This is a genomic window from Stutzerimonas stutzeri RCH2, assembly GCF_000327065.1.
Taxonomy (GTDB): domain Bacteria; phylum Pseudomonadota; class Gammaproteobacteria; order Pseudomonadales; family Pseudomonadaceae; genus Stutzerimonas; species Stutzerimonas stutzeri_AE.
This window is the reverse complement of the sequence record NC_019936.1, coordinates 1,509,814-1,528,050: the sequence shown is the minus strand read 5'-3', so window position 1 is coordinate 1,528,050 and position 18,237 is coordinate 1,509,814. Positions and strand designations below refer to the sequence as shown.

Here is an 18,237-nt window from a genome sequence, read left to right as displayed (position 1 = left end):
AAAAAGTAGCGACCTCCCCATGCCGTTGGCAAAATTGCTTTGTCAGCGGGCGTGGAGGCGAACAGCATGATGGGACAGTTACCGGGAGGACAGCAGCGCCTGTTCTACTCGTTCAATCTCGAAGATCACGTCCCGGCCCAACATCTCCTGCGCAGCATCGACCAGTGCCTGGATCTCAGTGATCTGCGCGCCTATCTGGCGGATTTCTATAGCCCCATCGGGCGTCCCTCGATTGACCCGGAATTGATGGTGCGCATGCTGGTCGTCGGCTACTGCTATGGCATTCGTTCCGAGCGGCGATTGTGCGAAGAGGTGCACCTGAACCTGGCCTATCGCTGGTTCTGCCGGCTGGGTCTGGAAGACGAAGTACCTAATCACTCGACCTTCTCGAAGAATCGCCATGGCCGTTTCCGTGACAGCGATCTGTTCCGCTGGTTGTTCAATGAAGTGCTGCGGCGCTGCATGGCAGCCGGCCTAGTCAAGGGCGAAGGTTTCGCCGTCGACGCCAGCATCATCAAGGCGGATGCCAGCCGGCAACGTGGGGTGGTGGGAGATGAAGTCGATTGGAGCGATCCAAAGCTCAGCAGCCGCGCCGTGCGCGAGTACCTCGAAGCACTTGATGAAGATGCGTTGGCTGAGGCTCTTCCCAAGAAGATTTCGCTCACCGATCCTCAGTCCCGTTGGACAGCAGCACCAGGCGGCCCGGCCTTCTTTGCCTACTCCACAAATTACCTGATCGACACTGAGCACGGTGTGATCATGGATGTGGAAGCGACCCCGGCGCACCGTACCACCGAAGTCGACTCGACCAGGACGATGGTCGAGCGTGTCGAAGCGCAGTTCGACCTCACACCGGAACGCCTCATCGGCGACACCGCCTATGGCACTGCCCCGATGCTGGCCTGGATGGTCGAAGAGAAGGACATCGAGCCGCATGTGCCGGTGTGGGACAAGACTGAGCGCAAGGACGACAGTCTCTCCAGTAACGACTTCCACTGGAATCAGGAAGCCGATGAATATCGCTGCCCAACCGGCAAACCGCTACGCAGTGAATGGCGCGCCTTCACCCAGAAAAGATCGCGGGTAACCAAGGCCAACACCATCATCTACCGCTCCAGCCAAACCGACTGCGTCACCTGTCCGTTGAAAGCGAAATGCTGCCCCAACACACCGAATCGGAAGATCGTTCGCAGCATCCATGAGGCTGCCCGCGATGTGGCTCGACGCATCGCCAAGACACCGGAATACCTCGTCTCACGTTGCGAACGGAAGAAGGTGGAGATGCTTTTCGCCCATCTTAAACGGATCATGAAACTCGACCGTTTACGACTGCGTGGCCTGACAGGCGCCACTGACGAATTCACCATGGCTGCGATGGTGCAGAACCTGCGCCGCATGGCCAAGCTTTTGCCTCAAGGGCCACCGCTCACGGGATAGGTACGCCTGTGGCGAGCAGAAACCCTCGAATTAACCCTCAAACCTGAGCAAGGACGCTCAGTGAAACGCCGAAAGGTAACTTGAAGTGGCTTGCAGCCACTTCGACAGCAGGTACATCCGACCGCCTTGCTGCCGCTAAACCTACTTTTTCAACAGAATCGGCCAAAAGCAGACAGCTGCCCAGTAAATAAATCTGCTCCCTTTTCGACTTCTGGCTGCGCGTCTCGGGCGGCAACTCGAGGTGGCCTCTTGGTCCGCCCCCCTTTACATGTTTACTTTATTGACTTTTCTCAAGTAGGCCGATAGCTCTGCTGAACTGCCACCAGCATGGTCCATCAGTTCGGCGATGATAATCACATAATTGTGAAAAATCATGGGGTGATCTTTGATCATACTGTTGCACGCTTCAGTTTTAAGATCAGAATGTATGCCGCCAGAGATTTTGATCTGTTGCAAGGCAGAGGCTGCCCTTCGCTTTGCAGAGTCAAAACTCATATTTTTCCCTACTTTTATAATATGCCTGACCAGCGTGGTCTCTAACATAATTGGACACGTTTCAGACTCGACATAGTATTTGGCTGCCAAGTTCTCAAAATTCTTTGCCTGTTCTAGATTTCCCTCGTTGATGAGGATGTTGCTAAGAGCTAGCCTTCTCTCGGTACAGGAATAGGTTTCCTTGTCGCACACGTGGTCCTTGAGATAGCCAGTACCAAACCGTGTCGTAAAGTCAGGGCCTGCGTTTCGAATGAAAACCTTTTGATCTTCATTCAAGTTTAAATTGATCGGATTGAAGTAAACTCCAGGCCACATTTCTTCTCTGATCCAGCGAGTCTCGCGCTCAGCCTCAACCAAAAATACTTTCCCCCTCCAATAAGAGACACCTAAAACCAAAAAAACAAAAATTATAAATACTAAAGTTTTCCTCATGAAATTACCCGTGATAATTATTCCTCGTTTTTAGTGCTACTTCTTAGTAGCTTTCTACAACGCAGTCTTCGGCTAATAAATCAGAGGCTGGCTGCGGCCTTTTTATACCGCATCATGGCTCGTTCTTGCTCTTTTCGTCTCTTGTTTTCGTACTACTGCAACAGAATAAAAAGGTGAAATATTTATTTGTTGGAAACACAGCCCGAAATTTGCCGGAAGCGGGCGCTGGTGGCAAGCCGCTAACGGCCAAAAGCGAACTATTCTGCATCAGCTTGAAGCCGTCATTGAAGCGTAAGGGCATTTAGAAAAGAAGGGGCGATCTCGGCCGAGCTGGAAGCCAAAATCGTTCGGCACTGGAGAGAGCATGGCCAGCCAAACTCAGCCATCACCTTGTTTCGCTGAACCTTGGCCAGGGCGACGATACAGCTACCGAAGGGGCAGGCCGGCCATGCGCTTCGCAACACCTTCGCAAGCCACTTTATCCAGAACGGCCGGAACATCCTCACCCTGCAGCGGATCCTGGGCCATTCCAGCCTGGCCATGACCGTGCGCTATGCGCACTTGGCGCTGGGTCATCTACAGGATGCCGTCAGGTAAGGGCCTCTATCGATTCGTGCGCGGGGGCTAGCGTCCCTCTCATTAGGTCGATGCCATTTGTTTTGCCTCTCTGAGGTCGATTCTTGCCTTATGTCCATGCTTCTGCAGCATATGCAAAAGGTTTGCTCCACTCAGAAGGACAAGTGGCTTTCCAGCTGCGAAGGCATATGAATCCGGGCCGTAATCGGATGTGGTAACCAAGATTCCTTTCGTTGCGCCTTCGTTAAGCACTGTACCGTAAAGGTCGCGTACAGCACTTACCCCGACGGTGTTGGTATACCGCTTAGCTTGAATCACGATTTTTCCACCACGAATAGGGTCTGGATCAAAAGCTACTGCATCAACACCGCCATCGCGGCTTGCTTGAGTGACCTTTACCTCGCCACCGTTCACCGAAAATTCTTGTTCGAATAGCTCTCGAATCAGGTGCTCGAAGTCTTCCCACCCCATTGCCGCGAGGTTGAAGCTCTCGTCGAGCGTGCTTGCTACGTCGTATGAGGATACAAAGCGAGCATCCTCTTTACGGAGCTGCATAATTGGCGCTACGGGTGCCAGCCCGTGCAGTTTAGAACTTCCCACGCCTTTCAGAGATTTGAAGCAAGCCTTGGGGTCCACTTGATCAAGATTGATTTGAGTGAATTCGGCTTTGCTAGCTCTGATCGATAGGACACAGGAAGTCACTGCCTTGCCTGTTGATCTGTCTACAGCAGTTACAATTCCGTTGAAATTCACTGCTTCAAGTGCATCAATCACATCTGCTTCAAACAACTCGTGCAAGGTTCGAAGGGATACTTGGTAAAGCACGTCGTCGTACAGTTTTGATGCTTGGGCTTCGGTGATAGTGTTTTCTTCGAACTCATCCCGGCTAACTACATATTTGACTGCCTTCAAACGAGGTAAAGCTTCTGGTGCTGGAAGTTGGTAGTCCAAGATCAGTGTCTTAGAAGCAGGGTCGTAATCCAGATCAAATTCTTGAGGAAAGTACTCAGGATATTTTGATGAGGATAAAACGAGGTCGCAATACTCGACTATTGCCTCGGGCTCTAATGCCTCATATGCCATTCGTTTTGCATCTACTTGAGTATGTTCTGCCGCCCTTTCCCTTCTGTATTCGTCTCGCCTTATTTCCCAGGCGGCAACTTCTCCAGCATGAATTTTTTTTGCTTTATCCACTGTTTTTGCGTGATTCTCTAGGGCTGCTTGGTGCGCTTTCTCCGCCACTACGCAATGTTCCTCCCACGCTAGCTTGTCGGCAGCAAAAACAGCTTCGGCTGCCGCTAGAAGGCGGACTTTGCGGGAAGGTATAAGCCACTCTAGAAGACCCAGCTTAGGATTATATCTTTGGTCCTCTATTTGGGGTTCTCTTGGAAGAACGGCCATTTTTGGCTCTAGTGGAAGCTTTAGTGGGGCTGGGCCTTTCTCGGGGAAGGGGGCCTTGTTCTTAAGGCTTTCCCAGTCAATCGCATCATTGACTTCAAGCGTTCCTTTGAGGATGGTGCTTAATGCATTGAGCTCAGCTTGAGCTGCCTGCGTTTGTTTCAATGCCAGCGCTTTACTTTCTTCTGTCATTCTTTTGCAAGCAGCACGATCTGCCTTATGCCGCTCTCGTTCTGAGACAACCTCCCATCGTTGATCCCATTCTTCAGCTTGCATCCTAGCTTTAGAGTCGATGATGAACTCGCAGTCACCCTTGATAACACGATGCTTTTTCAGGCCGTCATGCCAGATTTCTAGGCTGTAGCTGGGGATGCCACGAACGCTGTATTCGGTTTCGATTCGGCCGAATCGGGTCATCATCTTCTTGTCTCTCCCTGCTTGACGACTGACAGCTGACGCACTGATGGCATTGAGCCAGCTGGAAGGTATTGGAAACATACCGTGTTTTGCGATCTTTTCCAGCGTGCTGTTTTAGATTGGCGGGCTGCGGTCGCTATACGTTTTTTAGACACCAAAAGAGTCCCTGACTTTCTCTAGGAAAATCATGGGCTTGTGTGGTGGGCTGGGGATCTGAATCCAAAGATTCAAACAACCAGCTCAAACAGCGTTTCAGAAACCTCACCCTTCACACACTGAGGGTTCTACCCCGTTAGGTCGGACACTTTTTTGAGTTCGGTATTGGCCGAAAGTAGCCTCTGATCTTCGGCTCGAACATCTGGGCTCACTGCCCACCCCACCGCTTGTCCACCCTCTTCCTCCCGATGCTAGAGTGCTCGCTCCATACCCGCACAAATCCAAACCACATAGCGAGGCCCCCATGCTCAACCATGTAATGGTCGGTTCGAATGATATTGAACGGTCAAAGCGGTTCTACGATGCCGTGCTCGGCGTACTCGGCGCTGGCGAGCCGTTGCGCAACGTGGGGCCATCCGGGCATACCCGCCTGTTCTACCGCCACGACGGCAGCCTGTTCGGTGTCACCGAGCCCATCAACGGTGAGGAAGCGACCGTCGGCAACGGCGGCACGATTGGCTTCAAGTGCAGCTCGGCCGAGCAGGTCAAGGCGTTTCACGATGTCGGCGTCGCCCATGGCGGCACCACCTGTGAGGAGCCGCCGGGACTGCGCGAAACCAGCCTCGGCGCGTTGCACCTCAGCTATGTGCGCGACCCTGACGGCAACAAGCTGTGCGCCATCTACCGCCCGCAGTAAGCGTCCCGCTCAACGCCGCACAGCCCATGTGCGGCGTTGAAAGCTGAACCTTATGCGCCGCAGCCCGCTGCGGCGCATGAGGCTTCACAAGACCGCAACGATTCCCTCCGCTTGCTCTCCCCCTTCGCCCATCAGGGTTTAACGACCATCCCAACGCCACGCCCGCGCGGGTCTGATCCAGTCTGCAGGCGCGTGCCGTCGACGCGTATCGCCTGGATATCACCCATAAGCCAGCCCTGATCCTCCAGCGTGTAACCCATGGCTTTCAGCTCGTCGGCAACCTCGCCGGTCAGCGGTGCATGGGCGTCGTAATAGATGGTGTCCTTCGGCAAGAGCTGATGGTGCACCCGTTGCGCAGCCACGGCTTTTTCCAGCGGCATGTCGAAGTCGTAGACGTTGTTCAGCACCTGAAAGATCGAGGTGAAGATGCGCGAGCCGCCCGGCGTGCCGAGCACTAGGCTGACCTTGCCGTCGCGCGTGACGATGCTCGGACTCATGGAGGACAGCATGCGCTTGCCCGGCTCGATGGCGTTGGCGTCGCTGCCGACCACACCGAAGGCATTGGCAACGCCCGGCTTGGCACTGAAGTCGTCCATCTCGTCGTTGAGCAAAAATCCGGCCCCCTTGACCACCACGCCGCTGCCGTAGTCCAGGTTGAGGGTGTAGGTGTTGCTGACCGCGTTGCCGTCGGCATCGACGATGGAGAAGTGCGTCGTCTGCCGCGGTTCGAGGCCCGGGCGCACCTTCTCGGTCTCCGAGATGGCCGTTGGATTGATCTCGGACGCGCGCTGCTTCAGGTACTCGGGCGAGGTCAGCTTCGCGACCGGCACGTCGGAATAGTCCGGGTCGCCGAGGTAGTCGGCACGGTCGGCAAAGACGCGCTTCTCGATCTCCGCGAGCAGGTGGATGTAGCGTGCCGAGTTCAGCTCGACGCCCTTGAAGTCGGCGGCGCGCTGCTCCTTCATGCCGATCAGCTGCGCCAGGGCGATGCCGCCGGAGCTGGGCAGTGGCGCGGTGTAGAGGCTGTTGCCCTGCCAGTCGACACGCATCGGTTCGCGCCATTTGACGCGGTAGTCGGCCAGGTCCTCCTTGGTGATGAGCCCGTCGTCACGCTGCATCTGCGCAACCAGCAAGTCGGCGGTCTTACCTTTGTAGAAGTCGTCAGGCCCCTTGTCGGCGATGCGCTCCAGGGTCTCGGCCAGTTCCGGCTGGCGGAAGGTGGAACCCGCCTTCATGGCGCCGAAGTAATCCTCGAAGTTGGTCGTACCGTTGAACAGCCCGATGGCGTCCTCGCGGTACTGGAACTGCTGGTCGGCAACGGTGAAGCCTTCGCGGGCATAGCCGACCGCCGGGGTGATGAGCTCGCTCCAGGGCAGCTTGCCGAAGCGCTGATGGGCCTCCCACATGCCCAACACGGTGCCGGGCACACCGGAGGCCCTGGCGCCGACCAGGCTCAGGTTCTCGATCACTTCGCCCTTGTCGTCGAGGTACATGGTCTTGCTGGCGGCCTTGGGCGCGACTTCCCGGTAATCCAGAAAGTACGGCTTGCCCTCGATGTACAGCGTCATGAAGCCACCGCCGCCGATATTGCCGGCCTCGGGGTAGGTAACGGCCAAGGTGAAGGCGGTCGCCACCGCGGCATCCACCGCATTGCCGCCGGCCTTGAGCACCTGAGCGGCCACCTTGGCGCTGTACTCATCGGGGGCTGCGACCGCCCCGCCCTCCAGAAGCGCGCCGTGGGCGATGTGGCCGGTGGCGACGATCGCCACGCCAAGGGTCAACCTGCTGATCTGAAGCAAACGCATCGTGCTCATCCTTATTCTTGTGGTCACCGCCGCCCCGCGATGGCTGGGGCGGTTATCACCAACATAGACAATGGGGACGAGGCGTAGGTGCGCAGCGGATCGTGCGCTGCCGAACGGCTCGAGAGCTGCGTTCGGCGTGGGGCTGCGAGCGGTTTCAGGCCGCGCTACGGGGCGGTGGAAGTCGCCAACCTCACTCCGAACGCGACCAGCACACCACCGGGCGCGGAACCCAACGAGCTGCTGCGCTGCGTCGGATCGCGCTGAGCGGGCGGACTCGCTCAGCGTCGTCGCAGCCCGAGAGGTTCTCAGTAGATACGTTTTTCGATACCGACATCCCGGAGCAGGATATCGCCGAAGGTCGCCTCCCCTTCACCATGCTGGAACAGGCTGACCCCGATCAGCCAGACTCGACGGATGCGTGCTGGGGGCTCGCCGCCGATGGCGGAGCGGTAGTGGTCCAGTATGTTCTGCTCCTCGCTCAGCCATTGGCCGAGATCGGCGGTGCCCGAACGCACCACGACATGCGTCTCGCGGTCGTGCCAGCCGGGCAGCGGGCAGTGGAAGTGCGTGCCTTCGGGGAGATCCCGGCTCCAATAGAAGGTAAGGTCGCGGCCGTTGTCGAACTCCACCGCGATGCTCAGGTAGTCATGGGTGTGGATCTGGTCTTCGGCGACCGACGAGGGCAACCGATCAACCTTCCACTTCCAGCTCAGCGTGGTGCGCGCGCTCAGCGACAGGTCGGCCTCTTTCTGCAGGATGGAGACATCGTCACGGGTATGCAGGCGGATGGCCCGTGCCGGCGCCCGGCCCGCCTGGGCCGGCGTGACAGCTGAGAACACCGTGGACGGCCCCAGTTCCCAGAGTTCCTGCCAGCCACCGGGCAAGGGCGCACGCGGTGTACGCAGGCGCGCCAGCTCGCGGCTGGCCCAGTGCGCGGCGTCGCGACCGGCCGCAGCCTGGCCCAGCACCTCGGCGATATCGGTGCCGGGCCGCCAGTGGATGATGCCGACATTGACGCCGCCGCCCTCGTCGGGGTTGAACGCTGGCGGCTCGCCACTGTAGCGGCCGCTGGCATCGAGCCAGCGATCGCGCGGGTAGAGCTTGAGCTGCAGGGGGCCGTCCTGCTCCGCCGTGAAGCTCTGAGTGTCGTGCAACGCGCGGAAGATCGGCCCCCGCTCGCCGATGCGCGCCCAGGTCGCCAGCTCCGCCGAATAACGGATGCCCAGCGCCCGGGAGACCTCAACGCCGCCCTCGAGCACGAAGGTCAGCTGATCGCCGGCCTTCACCAGCAGGCCGGTGTCCAGCCAGGACCCGACGCGCCAGGGCAAGTACAGCGCGCGCAGCCCGAGCACCGCCTCGCCCGCCAGCGGCGCCGCGATGTCGGTGAGTTGGGCCTCGAATTGCGCCGGCGTCGACACAGAGCCGGTCCTGGCGAGGGGCTCGAGCGGGATGGTGTTTGTCATTGTTTTTCCTCCGTGCGGGTGCGGACGCCTGAGCCGGGCTTTCGGCGCCAAAGTACGATGTCTGGATGCTAGGGCCGGCTGCTAGCGTGAGGCTTGTAAAAACGAGCTGACTTGAGGAGCCCCGGGCATGCTGCCTTCGCACCTGCTGATGTGGCCGGACATGCTGCTGTACTTCGGCCCGCTGCGGCATCTGGACAGACGCGTCAACGGCGCCGCGGTGCTCATGGTCGGCCTCTATCGCCCGCTTGTGCTGCAACTGGCGGGCACCGCCCTGCCCTGCCGGGCCGTGGTGGTACCCGCCGGTGTGGCGCATGCCGTGGATGCACAGGGTGGCGTGCTGGCCAAGCTGTTCGTCGAGCGCGACAGCGAGCTGTACGGGCGCTTCGTGCAACGCTTTACCTGGCGCCCCGGGCAGTGTGCGCTACCCCTGCACGATCCCGTGCTGATCGATACGCTGACCGCGCTCTACGAAGAGGCGCCGAGCAAGGAGCAGACGAGGCAGACCCTGCTGGCGCTGATGCCCGCCGCGGACAATGCAACCGACGCGGGCCGCCTGACGCCGGTATTCGAGCTGTTGCGCCAGGAGGGCGACGTCAACCACGCGCTGGCGCAAGCAGCCTCGCTGGTACACCTCTCTCCCTCGCGCATGGCGCACCTGTTCCGCGCCGAAACCGGCATGAGCTACCGCGGCTTCCGCATCTGGAAGCGCCTGCTGCTCGCGGCCGAGTATATGCAGCGTACGGACTGCCTGACGCGGGCCGCCGTGGATGCGGGTTTCGCCGATGCCAGCCATTTCAGCAATTGCTACAAGCGCTATATCGGCGCCAGCCCCGCGCAGGTCTTTCGCAGCCTGCAGCGGTTTGAACGCTGAAGCCCGTTTGCAACGCCTGCGCCCTGGCGTCGAAGGACCCTTAGGAACATGATCACCGGCTACGCCGAGCAGGCGGCGACCCGTGTCGATCGCCTGGCCCCGGGCATGCACCTGATGACCAAATCCTTCACCCTCGAGCAGCTGGCCGAGACCGTCTCCCGCGCCCTTGCCACGCCGGCTGGCTGAGGGCCGCTACCAGGGTAACTCTTCGCCACTGTAGGCATAGAACCCACCGCTCGCCTCCGGCCCCAGACCATCGATCACACGCAACAGATCCCGCGCTGCATCGCTGGCGGGACGACCGATCTCTTCGCCCCGAAAGGGCTGCGACAGCCGTGAGTTCACCGTGCCCGGGTGCAGCGCCAGCAGCACTGCATTCGGTTGGCTACGGCGCACCTCGATGGAAGCAGTCTTGATCAGCATGTTCAGCGCGGCCTTGGAGGCGCGGTAGCTGTACCAGCCGCCGAGGCGGTTATCGCCGATGCTGCCGACTTTGGCCGAGAGCATGGCGAACACGCCGCGCTGGCGGTCGAGTAGGCCGCTGAAGTGGCGCAGCAGCATGGCCGGGCCGAAGGTGTTGATCTGGAAGGTGGCGAGCAGCTGCGCCTGGTTGAGATCAGCCAGGCGCTTCTCCGGCATGAAGTCGGCACCGTGCAGCACGCCGGCGGCGTTGACGATCAGGTGAAACGGCCCCTGCCCCGCCACGCTGGCCGCGGCCTGTTCGATGCTGGCGGGATCGGTCAGGTCGAGCGCTGGTTCGGACGAGCGACTCAGGGCAATGACCGACGCGCAGCGCGGATCGCTGCGCAAGGCATCGACCAATGCGGCGCCGATGCCACCGGATGCGCCAATGACCAGCGCACGAAATCCTTCGGGGAATGAATCCAACGGCATGACGATCTCCAGATTTACGGTCGACGGGCGTCGGCTTCGCTGCGCCAGCGTTTGATATGTTCAGCGAGCAGGTCGGCGATGGGCAGGCAAGCGCCGAGCCGGTAGAGGTTCCAGTAATGGCCTTCCAGCGTGCGGTTGATCAGCAAGGTGCCGGAAGCCGGTTGCAGGCTGCCGAGTGCGGACATCATCAGGGGGAACAGCTCGGACAGCCGTTGATGCAGCGCCGCCTCGCGGAAGTCCCACTGCGCGCCGGGTTGCAGCAGCGGGTGCAGCATCAGGTGGATGCGTCGATACAGGCCGTGCGGCGGCGTGCTCCCCGGTTGGCGGCCGCCCAGGGCTTGAAAACCCGGTTCCAGCGCTTCGCTGGAGATGCCACGCAGTGCTTCGAATATCTGCACGTAGCCGGCCAGCAAGCGCGGTTCCAGGCGCAGCACACTGCCGAAATCGTAGACCACCAGCTCGCCGGTCTCGGTCCAGGCGAGGTTGCCGGGATGCGGATCGGTATGCAGCCGTTGCAGACCGAATGCCTGCTCGGCCAGCCATTCGCAGAGGGTTTCGGCCAGGCGCTGGCGCACCTCCGCCGGGGCCTGTTCGACCTCGGCCATGGAGCGGCCCGGCAGGTCCTCCAGCACCAGCACACCGGGCCGGCAGAGTTCGCCCACGGCAAAGGGAATGCGGATGCCCGGCCAGTTGCTGAAGTGCTCGCGGAAGGCTTCGAGGTTGGCGCGCTCGGCCTCGTAGTCGAGTTCCTCGGCAATGGCCCGTTGCAGCTCGACATACACCGCATCGAGACGCGCGGGCGGCGTGCCGAACAGTCGCCCGAGCGGCATCAAGCGGCGCAGCTGGCGCAGATCGGCATCGCAGATGGCGCGGATGCCGGGGTACTGGACCTTCATGATCAGCGCCCTGCCCTGCCGATCCCGAGCGCGGTGGACCTGGCCCAGCGAGGCCGCCGCCGCGGGCTCCGGCTCGATGGACTCGAACAGTTCGTACAGCTTGCCGTCGTAGACGCGCTGCAGATTGGCTTGCAGCGCATCGAATGGCAGCGAGGGCACCTGGTTCTGCAAGCGCGCCAGCGCCGCGCTGATCGGTTCGGGCAGCAGGTCCTGCCATTGCGAGGCCTGCTGACCGAGCTTCAGCACCGGGCCCTTCATCTGCCCAAGCGCATCACCGAGCAGTTCGCCGACCGGAGCCCAGTCGATACGCGCCTTGCCTGGCGTGAGGCGCTGCACCAGCAGGTTGCCGGCAATGCGCGCGCCAGTGCCGCCCAGTTGCAGAAAGCGGCCCAGTGCCGAAGCCGACGGACGAGAGAATCGAGACATGCAGGCGACCCGCGAAGGCAAAGGCTGATCATGGGGCAGCCCGGCCCATGATCCAAGGTTCAATGGTTGCAGTCTGTTGCGCAGCGGAGGGCTCGAAGTAGCTCAAGGGCAACGAGCGAAGCGGCCGGGGGGGACCGCGCAGCAGATGGTCGCGCCGCCTGAAGAGCGCGCTGCAGCGGAGGTGCCGAGCACACTCATGCGGAACGGGCAGGCGGCTGGCGAGTCGGATTAAATGACTGCGCCCCTCGAACGTCGACCGCCAAACGCGCAATTTTCGGCACATCAGAAGCGCATCAGGCGACGATTCGAGCGGCATTCAGCCCGACCTGCCCACCAGGCGAGAAACGGGCCTGTTCCCCTCCGCCTCCGTCCTGATATGGACATGCAGGAGTGGGAACGAAGCACGCAGCGGCGCCTGCGTTAAGGAGAACGGAATGACCGATTTCACTAATCTTTCCTTCCAACCAGACGATGAACCCCCTCGCATTTCCACTGGCAGCGAGGGGCTGGATGACATTCTCGGCGGCGGCCTCGACCCCAACCGCATGTACCTGTACGAAGGTAGCCCGGGCTCGGGCAAGACCACCATTGCGCTGCAGTTCCTGCTCGAAGGGGTCCGCCAGGGCGAGCGCGTTCTCTACGTGACCCTCTCGGAAACCAAGGACGAACTGGAGCTGGTCGCCAAGCGGCACGGCTGGTCCCTCGACGGTATCGATGTATTCGAGCTGGTCACGCCGGAAACCAGCCTGGACCCGGACCTGGAACTGACGGTGCTGCACCCCGTGGAGATGGAGCTGAGTGAAACCACGCAGCAGGTGTTCGATCGGGTCACCGAAACCAATCCGAGTCGCGTGATCTTCGACAGCCTCTCGGAAATGCGCCTGCTGGCGCAAAGCCCTCTGCGCTACCGCCGGCAGGTGTTGGCGCTCAAGCATTTCTTCACCACCCGCAACTGCACGGTGATCCTGCTCGACGACCAGACTTCCGAAGTGGGCGACCTGCAACTGCATTCCATCTCCCACGGCGTGGTCATGTTGGAGCAGGTGGCAATCGACTACGGTGCCGAGCGCAGGCGTCTGCGGGTGATCAAGATGCGTGGCATCCAGTTTCGCGGCGGTTACCACGACTTCGCCATCCGCAAGGGCGGCCTGCGCATCTATCCCCGGCTCATCGCCGCCGAGCACCACTCGTCCTTCTCCGGTGAGCTGGCCTCGTCCGGTAATCCGGCACTGGACAAGATGCTGGGTGGCGGCCTGGAACGCGGCACCAACGCGCTGCTGGTCGGCGCTGCCGGCGTGGGCAAATCCTCGCTGGCCTTGAGCTATGCGGTCGCGGCGTGCAAACGCGGCGAGCAGGTCGCCTTCTTCGTCTTTGACGAAAACATCGCCACGCTGCTGGCGCGCGGGCGGGCGCTGGGGCTGCCCATGGAACCGTGGATCGAACAGGGGCTGCTGCATCTGCAACAGGTCGACCCGGCCGAGCTGTCGCCCGGCGAGTTCACCGCCGCGGTCCGCCAGAGCGTAGAGGTACGGGGGGCCGGCCTGGTGATTCTGGACAGCCTCAACGGCTATCTGCACGCGATGCCTGATGGCCGATTCCTGATTCTGCAGATGCACGAGCTGTTGAGTTATCTGGGCCAGAAAGGCGTGATCAGCATCATGGTACTCGCCCAGCATGGCCTGGTCGGCCCAATGGATACGCCTGTGGATATCAGCTATCTCAGCGATGCGGTTATCATGCAGCGCTACTTCGAGCATGCCGGCGTCGTTCGCCGGGCGTTGTCAGTGGTGAAAAAGCGCAGCGGACGGCATGAAAACACCGTCCGTGAGTACCGCCTCAGTAGCGCCGGCCTCGAGGTCGGGCCGCCGCTCAGCCACTTCAGCGGCATCCTATCGGGCACACCGGAATACACCGGTGATGCGACTCAGCTACTGACAGACGAGCATGACGACGCCCACTAAACGAGAAGGCCCCATCGTAGTCGTCTATGCCCCCATCGGCCGGGACGGTCCCGCCTCGGCCGAACTGCTCAGCCGCAGCGGCATGGACGCCGTTGTCTGCCACAGTGTCGATGAGGTGCTACGTCGCGCCGAAACCGATGCCGACGCCGTTTTCATCGCCGAAGAAGGCCTCTTCGGTCAGGACCTCCAAGCGCTGGCCACCTGGGTCGATCAGCAACCGGCGTGGTCCGACTTTCCATTCGTGGTCCTCACCAGCAAGCATCAACAGCCGGCAGTCGCCGCATGGCGTCAGCGCATGGTGGCGGCGCTGCGCAACGTTTCCCTGCTGGAACGCCCGGTACAGAGCATCACCCTGACCAGCGCGGTGAAAGCCGCCCTGCGCGGGCGGCATCGCCAGTACGAAGTCAGGGCCTTGCTCGAAGCCCGTGAGCGCGCCTCGAATCAGCTCGAAGCGCTGGTCGTCGAGCGCACCAGCGAACTGGAAAAGGCCAACCAGGAATTGCGCACACAGATGGCCGAGCGCGCGCAGATCGAAGAAACCCTGCGCCAGGCGCAGAAGATCGAAGCCATCGGCCAGCTCACCGGCGGCATCGCCCACGACTTCAACAACCTGCTGATGGTGATCTCCGGCGGCCTCGACATGCTCGACCGCCGCGCCGATCCTGCACGCCGCGAGCGGTTGATGGACGGCATGCGCCAGGCCGCGCAGCGCGGAACCGCCCTCACCCGGCAACTGCTCGCCTTCTCCCGCCGCCAGTCACTGGAACCCGAGTCGGTCGACCTGGTGCTGCGCATCGGCCGCATGCGCGAGCTGCTCGACCGCAGCCTGAGCGGCGACGTGCACGTGGAAGTGCAGTTCGAGCCGGATCTCTGGCCGGTCGAAGTGGACCCTGGTGAGCTGGAACTGGTCGTCCTCAACCTGGCCGTGAATGCCCGCGACGCCATGCCCGACGGCGGCTCGATCCTGATCGAAGCCAGCAATGCACCCGGCGAAGCGGTGCTGGGCATCACCGGCGATTTTGTCCGCCTCACGGTGACCGACTCGGGCACCGGCATTCCCGAGGAGGTTCGCACCCGCGTATTCGACCCCTTCTTCACCACCAAGGAGATCGGCAAAGGCTCAGGGCTCGGGCTGGCGCAGGTCTACGGCTTCGCGCGACAGTCCGGCGGCAGCGTGTGGATCGAAAGCGAATGCGATCGCGGCACCAGCGTGATCATGCTGCTGCCGCGCTCAGCACGTGTGCCCGAGCAACCCGACGGCGAACGGCCTGCCGAAGACGACAGCTCCGACGCCTCGGCCGGTACCGTACTGCTGGTGGACGATGATGAAGAAGTCGCGGCCCTGGTCGGCGAGATGCTCGAACATCTCGGCTATCGCGTCACCCATGCCGCCAGTGCCACAGACGCGCTGGGCGCGCTGCAGGACGGCTGTCAGGTGGACATCGTGTTCTCCGACGTGATGATGCCGGGCGGCATGAACGGTGTTGAACTGGCCCGGGAGATCCGCACCCGCGCCCTCGGTGTTCCCGTGCTGCTCACCAGCGGCTACGCCGAAGCCGCGCAGCAATCTGCCGCCGCAGAAGGCGTGCACGTCCTCGCCAAGCCCTACCGCCTCGAAGAGCTGGCAACCTCGTTGCGAGAGGCGATCGAGAGTGCAGTATTTGCCGACCCCGTCAGGCAGGGATAGCCGGTTTACTCAGCGCTTAGAGCCAAAACCAGGCGCATTGCAGTTGAGGTAGGGGCCATCTTCACGCTCTTCACCGACTTTCACGTAAAGCTTGGCCTCGCGCAGCGTGAGCCGTATGGGCAGCGTCTGAAGCGTATCCTCACCAACCGTAATGCAATTGAACGCGGCCTCAAACTCATCGCCCTCGGCGAGCGCGGTGTTTATTGGACAGGTTCGTTTATCGAGCGCCAGGCTCTTTTTCGTAACGAATACGGCATTCATGAAGAACGGCTGCTGAAGCTCTGCGCAGTTTCCTTCCCTTCCCCAGAGCCCGTGGTACTCGGTAGGTATTACATCCTGTCCGATCAGCTCCCTGCCAACGACGCCATTGAGTCCGGTCGCCGCCTGTGCGGGTGGTGTCGCCAGCCAAACCAGCGCCAACACGCATAGAGATCCTTTTAGGTACATCCTTGCTTCCTTGTATTGATGATGGGGGCGTTCGGTGATGAAAACCTGCGCTCCAAGCGCACCTGATGGGCGTTCCGTTACAGGAATCCCGACTTGGGCTTCAAGGCTGCACACGCCTAGGCCTGCATGCTACCGTCCATCGCACTCAGCATCACAATAAACGTGTCGAGGGATGCCGCCATGCAACCGAAAGATCACTGGGAAAAGGTCTATTCCACCAAGGCCGCTGACGAGGTCAGCTGGTTTCAGGAACACGCCGAGCTGTCGCTGAAACTGATCCGCGACGCGGACGTGCCTTCGACGGCATCGATCATCGACGTGGGCGGCGGCGCCTCGACACTGGTCGATGATCTTCTGGCCAACGGTTATCGAAACCTGACAGTGCTCGACCTTTCTGCCGCGGCGCTGGCCACGGCCAAGACCAGACTCGGTTCCAACGCGGCGAGCGTCCGTTGGCTGGAGGCGAATGTCATCGAAGCCGCGCTACCCGAGCGCAGCTTCGATGTATGGCACGACAGAGCAGTCTTTCACTTTCTGACCAGCGAAGAAGACAGGCATGCCTATGTGCGCCAGGTGCTCCACGCGGTCAAGCCCGGCGGGCTGGTGATAGTGGCCACCTTCGCCGAGGATGGCCCGGAGAAATGCAGCGGCCTGCCGGTCATGCGCTATGGCGCCAGCGAGCTGCACGCCGAGTTCGGCGAACCCTTTCTGCTGCTCGGCCATGAAAAGGAATCGCACCACACCCCCGGCGGGATCGAACAGAAGTTCGTCTACTGCTTCTGCCGCAAACTGGTCCAGTAGCAGGCAGCGCTGACAGCTGACCGCAGCGGCTCCGCTGAAATCGCACAGCAGCAACTAGCCATAGCCGAAGGCGTACCTTCTGGCGAAACCTTAAGCCTCAAGAAGCCATTACTGGCGAAGAGGTCCGCTATTCCAAGCCTTTTGCTGCACTTGTCCTGGACCCGATCTAAGTGATCGTAGCCAGGAGTTTTGTGCACCAGCAGGACCTAGCCCCGCTCACTCTTGGGTGTGTCCATCACGATGTAGCTTGTGATCGACGACACGTGGGGCAAGGTGCCCAGCACTTCGGTGTGGAACAACTTGTACGCTTTGATATCTGCAACTTCTACGCGCAACAGATACTCGAGCGCACCAGTGACTGTGTGGAATTCGACCACGTCGGGAGAGGCGGCGATAGCACGCTCAAAGGCTCCCAAACTTTCTTTGGTATGGCTGGAAAGCCCAACGGCCACATAGACGACAAAGCCAGCGCCCAGCAGCGCCTTGTCGATCACCGCCCGGTAGCCCTTGATAACTCCGCTGCGCTCCAACTCCTGCACGCGTCTGAGGCACGCCGAAGGCGATAAACCGACACGTTCCGCCAGTTTCAGGTTGGTCTGGCGAGCGTCATCGGAAAGCTCACGCAATATCTTTCTATCAATTCGATCAATTTCGAGCATTTGTTGCTTCCATATCTAGCAGCGCCGAAATTATGCAACAACAATTCTCGAGCCAAACAATAAAATTGCAGCACCAATTTCAAAGCGAAGAGTTGTATTGATGAGCGATCTCGGAGTCCTCCTGCCGTTTCTGATGTTTGCCATCGTCATGACTGGAACACCCGGCCCCAATAACCTCATGGTGCTCATGTCAGGTGCGCGAGTCGGCGTCTTGAGAACCATGCCGCTTGTTTGCGGCATCGCGCTTGGCATTGGTTTGCAGCTCGCGATAGTTGGCTCAGGCTTGGGCTCGGCGTTCGAGAGAATCCCGGGCTTCCATAACGCGCTGAGTGTTGTCGGAGCGGCCTATATTCTTTGGCTCGCGTGGGCAATCGCTAACAGCGGCCCCTTGCAGATGCAGGTAGATCCCAAGCCGCCAATGGGCCTCATAAGTGGGGCGGCGTTCCAATGGATCAATCCCAAGGCATGGGCACTATCGATAAGCGTGGCCGCAACCTACATCCCGCCTGAAAATCACTTTCTCAACTTATGCATCGCCGCTGTCATCTTGGCGGCGATATCGGTGCCTTGTGTGGGGGTATGGGCGCTGGGTGGCTTGACGTTCAGGCGCTGGCTGGGAAGGCCGCGGATTGCCTCGGCATTCAATGTTTCCATGGCTGTAATCCTGGTGGTTGCAACGATGCCGGCAGTTCTGAACCTCTCGATCTAGCGAACATGGG

At 60.6% G+C, this 18,237-nt stretch carries 16 protein-coding genes and 1 pseudogene; 9 read left to right on the top strand and 8 right to left on the bottom strand.

Going from position 1 to position 18,237, the window contains the following annotated elements; all coding sequences use genetic code 11:
• The first annotated feature begins 66 nt into the window (after window positions 1–66).
• Window positions 67–1,437, top strand: a complete 1,371-nt coding sequence (locus PSEST_RS06910) for an IS1182 family transposase (RefSeq protein ID WP_015276282.1) — start codon at window positions 67–69, stop codon at window positions 1,435–1,437.
• Window positions 1,438–1,701: 264 nt separating this feature from the next.
• Here the strand turns inward: PSEST_RS06910 and PSEST_RS06905 are convergent, their stop codons facing one another.
• The gene (locus tag PSEST_RS06905; protein ID WP_041756526.1) at window positions 1,702–2,364 is read right to left on the bottom strand and encodes a hypothetical protein; all 663 of its coding nucleotides are present in this window, start codon (window positions 2,362–2,364) and stop codon (window positions 1,702–1,704) included.
• 420 nt (window positions 2,365–2,784) lie between these two features.
• On the opposite strand from PSEST_RS06905, the pseudogene PSEST_RS06900 reads away from it, so the two are divergent.
• Window positions 2,785–2,961: pseudogene (locus tag PSEST_RS06900) on the top strand (tyrosine-type recombinase/integrase); the annotation flags it as partial.
• 42 nt (window positions 2,962–3,003) lie between these two features.
• On the opposite strand, the gene PSEST_RS06895 reads toward PSEST_RS06900, so the two are convergent.
• Window positions 3,004–4,758, bottom strand: coding sequence for a restriction endonuclease (locus tag PSEST_RS06895; protein ID WP_015276280.1), 1,755 nt, complete (start codon window positions 4,756–4,758; stop codon window positions 3,004–3,006).
• Window positions 4,759–5,215: 457 nt separating this feature from the next.
• Between PSEST_RS06895 and PSEST_RS06890 the strand changes: the two genes are divergently transcribed.
• Window positions 5,216–5,608 carry a VOC family protein gene (locus PSEST_RS06890; RefSeq protein ID WP_015276279.1) on the top strand — a complete coding sequence of 131 codons (393 nt, stop codon included), beginning with the start codon at window positions 5,216–5,218 and terminating at the stop codon, window positions 5,606–5,608.
• Between the two features lie 131 nt (window positions 5,609–5,739).
• Here the strand turns inward: PSEST_RS06890 and ggt are convergent, their stop codons facing one another.
• Both ggt and PSEST_RS06880 read right to left on the bottom strand, forming a co-directional pair.
• Window positions 5,740–7,413: a gamma-glutamyltransferase gene (gene ggt, locus PSEST_RS06885; RefSeq protein WP_015276278.1), complete on the bottom strand. Its 1,674-nt coding sequence runs from the start codon at window positions 7,411–7,413 to the stop codon at window positions 5,740–5,742.
• Between the two features lie 305 nt (window positions 7,414–7,718).
• A complete protein-coding gene (locus PSEST_RS06880) occupies window positions 7,719–8,876 on the bottom strand; it encodes a DUF3047 domain-containing protein (RefSeq protein ID WP_015276277.1) in 1,158 nt (385 codons plus the stop codon).
• 127 nt (window positions 8,877–9,003) lie between these two features.
• Between PSEST_RS06880 and PSEST_RS06875 the strand changes: the two genes are divergently transcribed.
• Window positions 9,004–9,747 carry a helix-turn-helix domain-containing protein gene (locus PSEST_RS06875; RefSeq protein WP_015276276.1) on the top strand — a complete coding sequence of 248 codons (744 nt, stop codon included), beginning with the start codon at window positions 9,004–9,006 and terminating at the stop codon, window positions 9,745–9,747.
• A gap of 48 nt (window positions 9,748–9,795) precedes the next feature.
• Window positions 9,796–9,933 (top strand): hypothetical protein, encoded by a 138-nt coding sequence (locus tag PSEST_RS22275; RefSeq protein ID WP_226930432.1) that lies wholly within the window; start codon window positions 9,796–9,798, stop codon window positions 9,931–9,933.
• Between the two features lie 6 nt (window positions 9,934–9,939).
• Here PSEST_RS22275 and PSEST_RS06870 read toward each other — a convergent pair whose 3' ends face one another.
• Window positions 9,940–10,641: an SDR family NAD(P)-dependent oxidoreductase gene (locus PSEST_RS06870; RefSeq protein WP_015276275.1), complete on the bottom strand. Its 702-nt coding sequence runs from the start codon at window positions 10,639–10,641 to the stop codon at window positions 9,940–9,942.
• Window positions 10,642–10,655: 14 nt separating this feature from the next.
• Window positions 10,656–11,963 (bottom strand): ABC1 kinase family protein, encoded by a 1,308-nt coding sequence (locus PSEST_RS06865; protein WP_015276274.1) that lies wholly within the window; start codon window positions 11,961–11,963, stop codon window positions 10,656–10,658.
• 434 nt (window positions 11,964–12,397) lie between these two features.
• Here PSEST_RS06865 and PSEST_RS06860 point away from each other — a divergent pair, with 434 nt between their 5' ends.
• Together PSEST_RS06860 and PSEST_RS06855 are read left to right on the top strand one after the other, a co-directional pair.
• The gene (locus tag PSEST_RS06860; protein WP_015276273.1) at window positions 12,398–13,924 is read left to right on the top strand and encodes an ATPase domain-containing protein; all 1,527 of its coding nucleotides are present in this window, start codon (window positions 12,398–12,400) and stop codon (window positions 13,922–13,924) included.
• A complete protein-coding gene (locus PSEST_RS06855) occupies window positions 13,908–15,611 on the top strand; it encodes a response regulator (protein ID WP_015276272.1) in 1,704 nt (567 codons plus the stop codon). The genes PSEST_RS06860 and PSEST_RS06855 overlap by 17 nt, the downstream gene beginning before the upstream one ends.
• A 9-nt stretch (window positions 15,612–15,620) precedes the next feature.
• Here the strand turns inward: PSEST_RS06855 and PSEST_RS06850 are convergent, their stop codons facing one another.
• Window positions 15,621–16,172 (bottom strand): hypothetical protein, encoded by a 552-nt coding sequence (locus PSEST_RS06850; RefSeq protein ID WP_198286395.1) that lies wholly within the window; start codon window positions 16,170–16,172, stop codon window positions 15,621–15,623.
• Window positions 16,173–16,238: 66 nt separating this feature from the next.
• Between PSEST_RS06850 and PSEST_RS06845 the strand changes: the two genes are divergently transcribed.
• Window positions 16,239–16,859, top strand: coding sequence for a class I SAM-dependent methyltransferase (locus PSEST_RS06845; RefSeq protein WP_015276270.1), 621 nt, complete (start codon window positions 16,239–16,241; stop codon window positions 16,857–16,859).
• Between the two features lie 206 nt (window positions 16,860–17,065).
• On the opposite strand, the gene PSEST_RS06840 is transcribed toward PSEST_RS06845, so the two are convergent.
• A complete protein-coding gene (locus PSEST_RS06840) occupies window positions 17,066–17,518 on the bottom strand; it encodes an Lrp/AsnC family transcriptional regulator (protein ID WP_015276269.1) in 453 nt (150 codons plus the stop codon).
• A 100-nt stretch (window positions 17,519–17,618) separates the two neighbouring features.
• On the opposite strand from PSEST_RS06840, the gene PSEST_RS06835 reads away from it, so the two are divergent.
• Entirely contained in the window at window positions 17,619–18,227 is a 609-nt protein-coding gene (locus tag PSEST_RS06835; RefSeq protein ID WP_015276268.1) for a LysE family translocator, read from the top strand.
• Window positions 18,228–18,237: the final 10 nt, after the last annotated feature.

Bases quoted from the DNA above. Each gene is read 5' to 3' on its own strand.
- PSEST_RS06910 (WP_015276282.1), top strand. From the start codon at position 67: ATGATGGGACAGTTACCGGGAGGACAGCAGCGCCTGTTCTACTCGTTC.
- PSEST_RS06905 (WP_041756526.1), bottom strand. From the start codon at position 2,364: ATGAGGAAAACTTTAGTATTTATAATTTTTGTTTTTTTGGTTTTAGGT.
- PSEST_RS06895 (WP_015276280.1), bottom strand. From the start codon at position 4,758: ATGATGACCCGATTCGGCCGAATCGAAACCGAATACAGCGTTCGTGGC.
- PSEST_RS06890 (WP_015276279.1), top strand. From the start codon at position 5,216: ATGCTCAACCATGTAATGGTCGGTTCGAATGATATTGAACGGTCAAAG.
- ggt (WP_015276278.1), bottom strand. From the start codon at position 7,413: ATGCGTTTGCTTCAGATCAGCAGGTTGACCCTTGGCGTGGCGATCGTC.
- PSEST_RS06880 (WP_015276277.1), bottom strand. From the start codon at position 8,876: ATGACAAACACCATCCCGCTCGAGCCCCTCGCCAGGACCGGCTCTGTG.
- PSEST_RS06875 (WP_015276276.1), top strand. From the start codon at position 9,004: ATGCTGCCTTCGCACCTGCTGATGTGGCCGGACATGCTGCTGTACTTC.
- PSEST_RS22275 (WP_226930432.1), top strand. From the start codon at position 9,796: ATGATCACCGGCTACGCCGAGCAGGCGGCGACCCGTGTCGATCGCCTG.
- PSEST_RS06870 (WP_015276275.1), bottom strand. From the start codon at position 10,641: ATGCCGTTGGATTCATTCCCCGAAGGATTTCGTGCGCTGGTCATTGGC.
- PSEST_RS06865 (WP_015276274.1), bottom strand. From the start codon at position 11,963: ATGTCTCGATTCTCTCGTCCGTCGGCTTCGGCACTGGGCCGCTTTCTG.
- PSEST_RS06860 (WP_015276273.1), top strand. From the start codon at position 12,398: ATGACCGATTTCACTAATCTTTCCTTCCAACCAGACGATGAACCCCCT.
- PSEST_RS06855 (WP_015276272.1), top strand. From the start codon at position 13,908: ATGACGACGCCCACTAAACGAGAAGGCCCCATCGTAGTCGTCTATGCC.
- PSEST_RS06845 (WP_015276270.1), top strand. From the start codon at position 16,239: ATGCAACCGAAAGATCACTGGGAAAAGGTCTATTCCACCAAGGCCGCT.
- PSEST_RS06840 (WP_015276269.1), bottom strand. From the start codon at position 17,518: ATGCTCGAAATTGATCGAATTGATAGAAAGATATTGCGTGAGCTTTCC.
- PSEST_RS06835 (WP_015276268.1), top strand. From the start codon at position 17,619: ATGAGCGATCTCGGAGTCCTCCTGCCGTTTCTGATGTTTGCCATCGTC.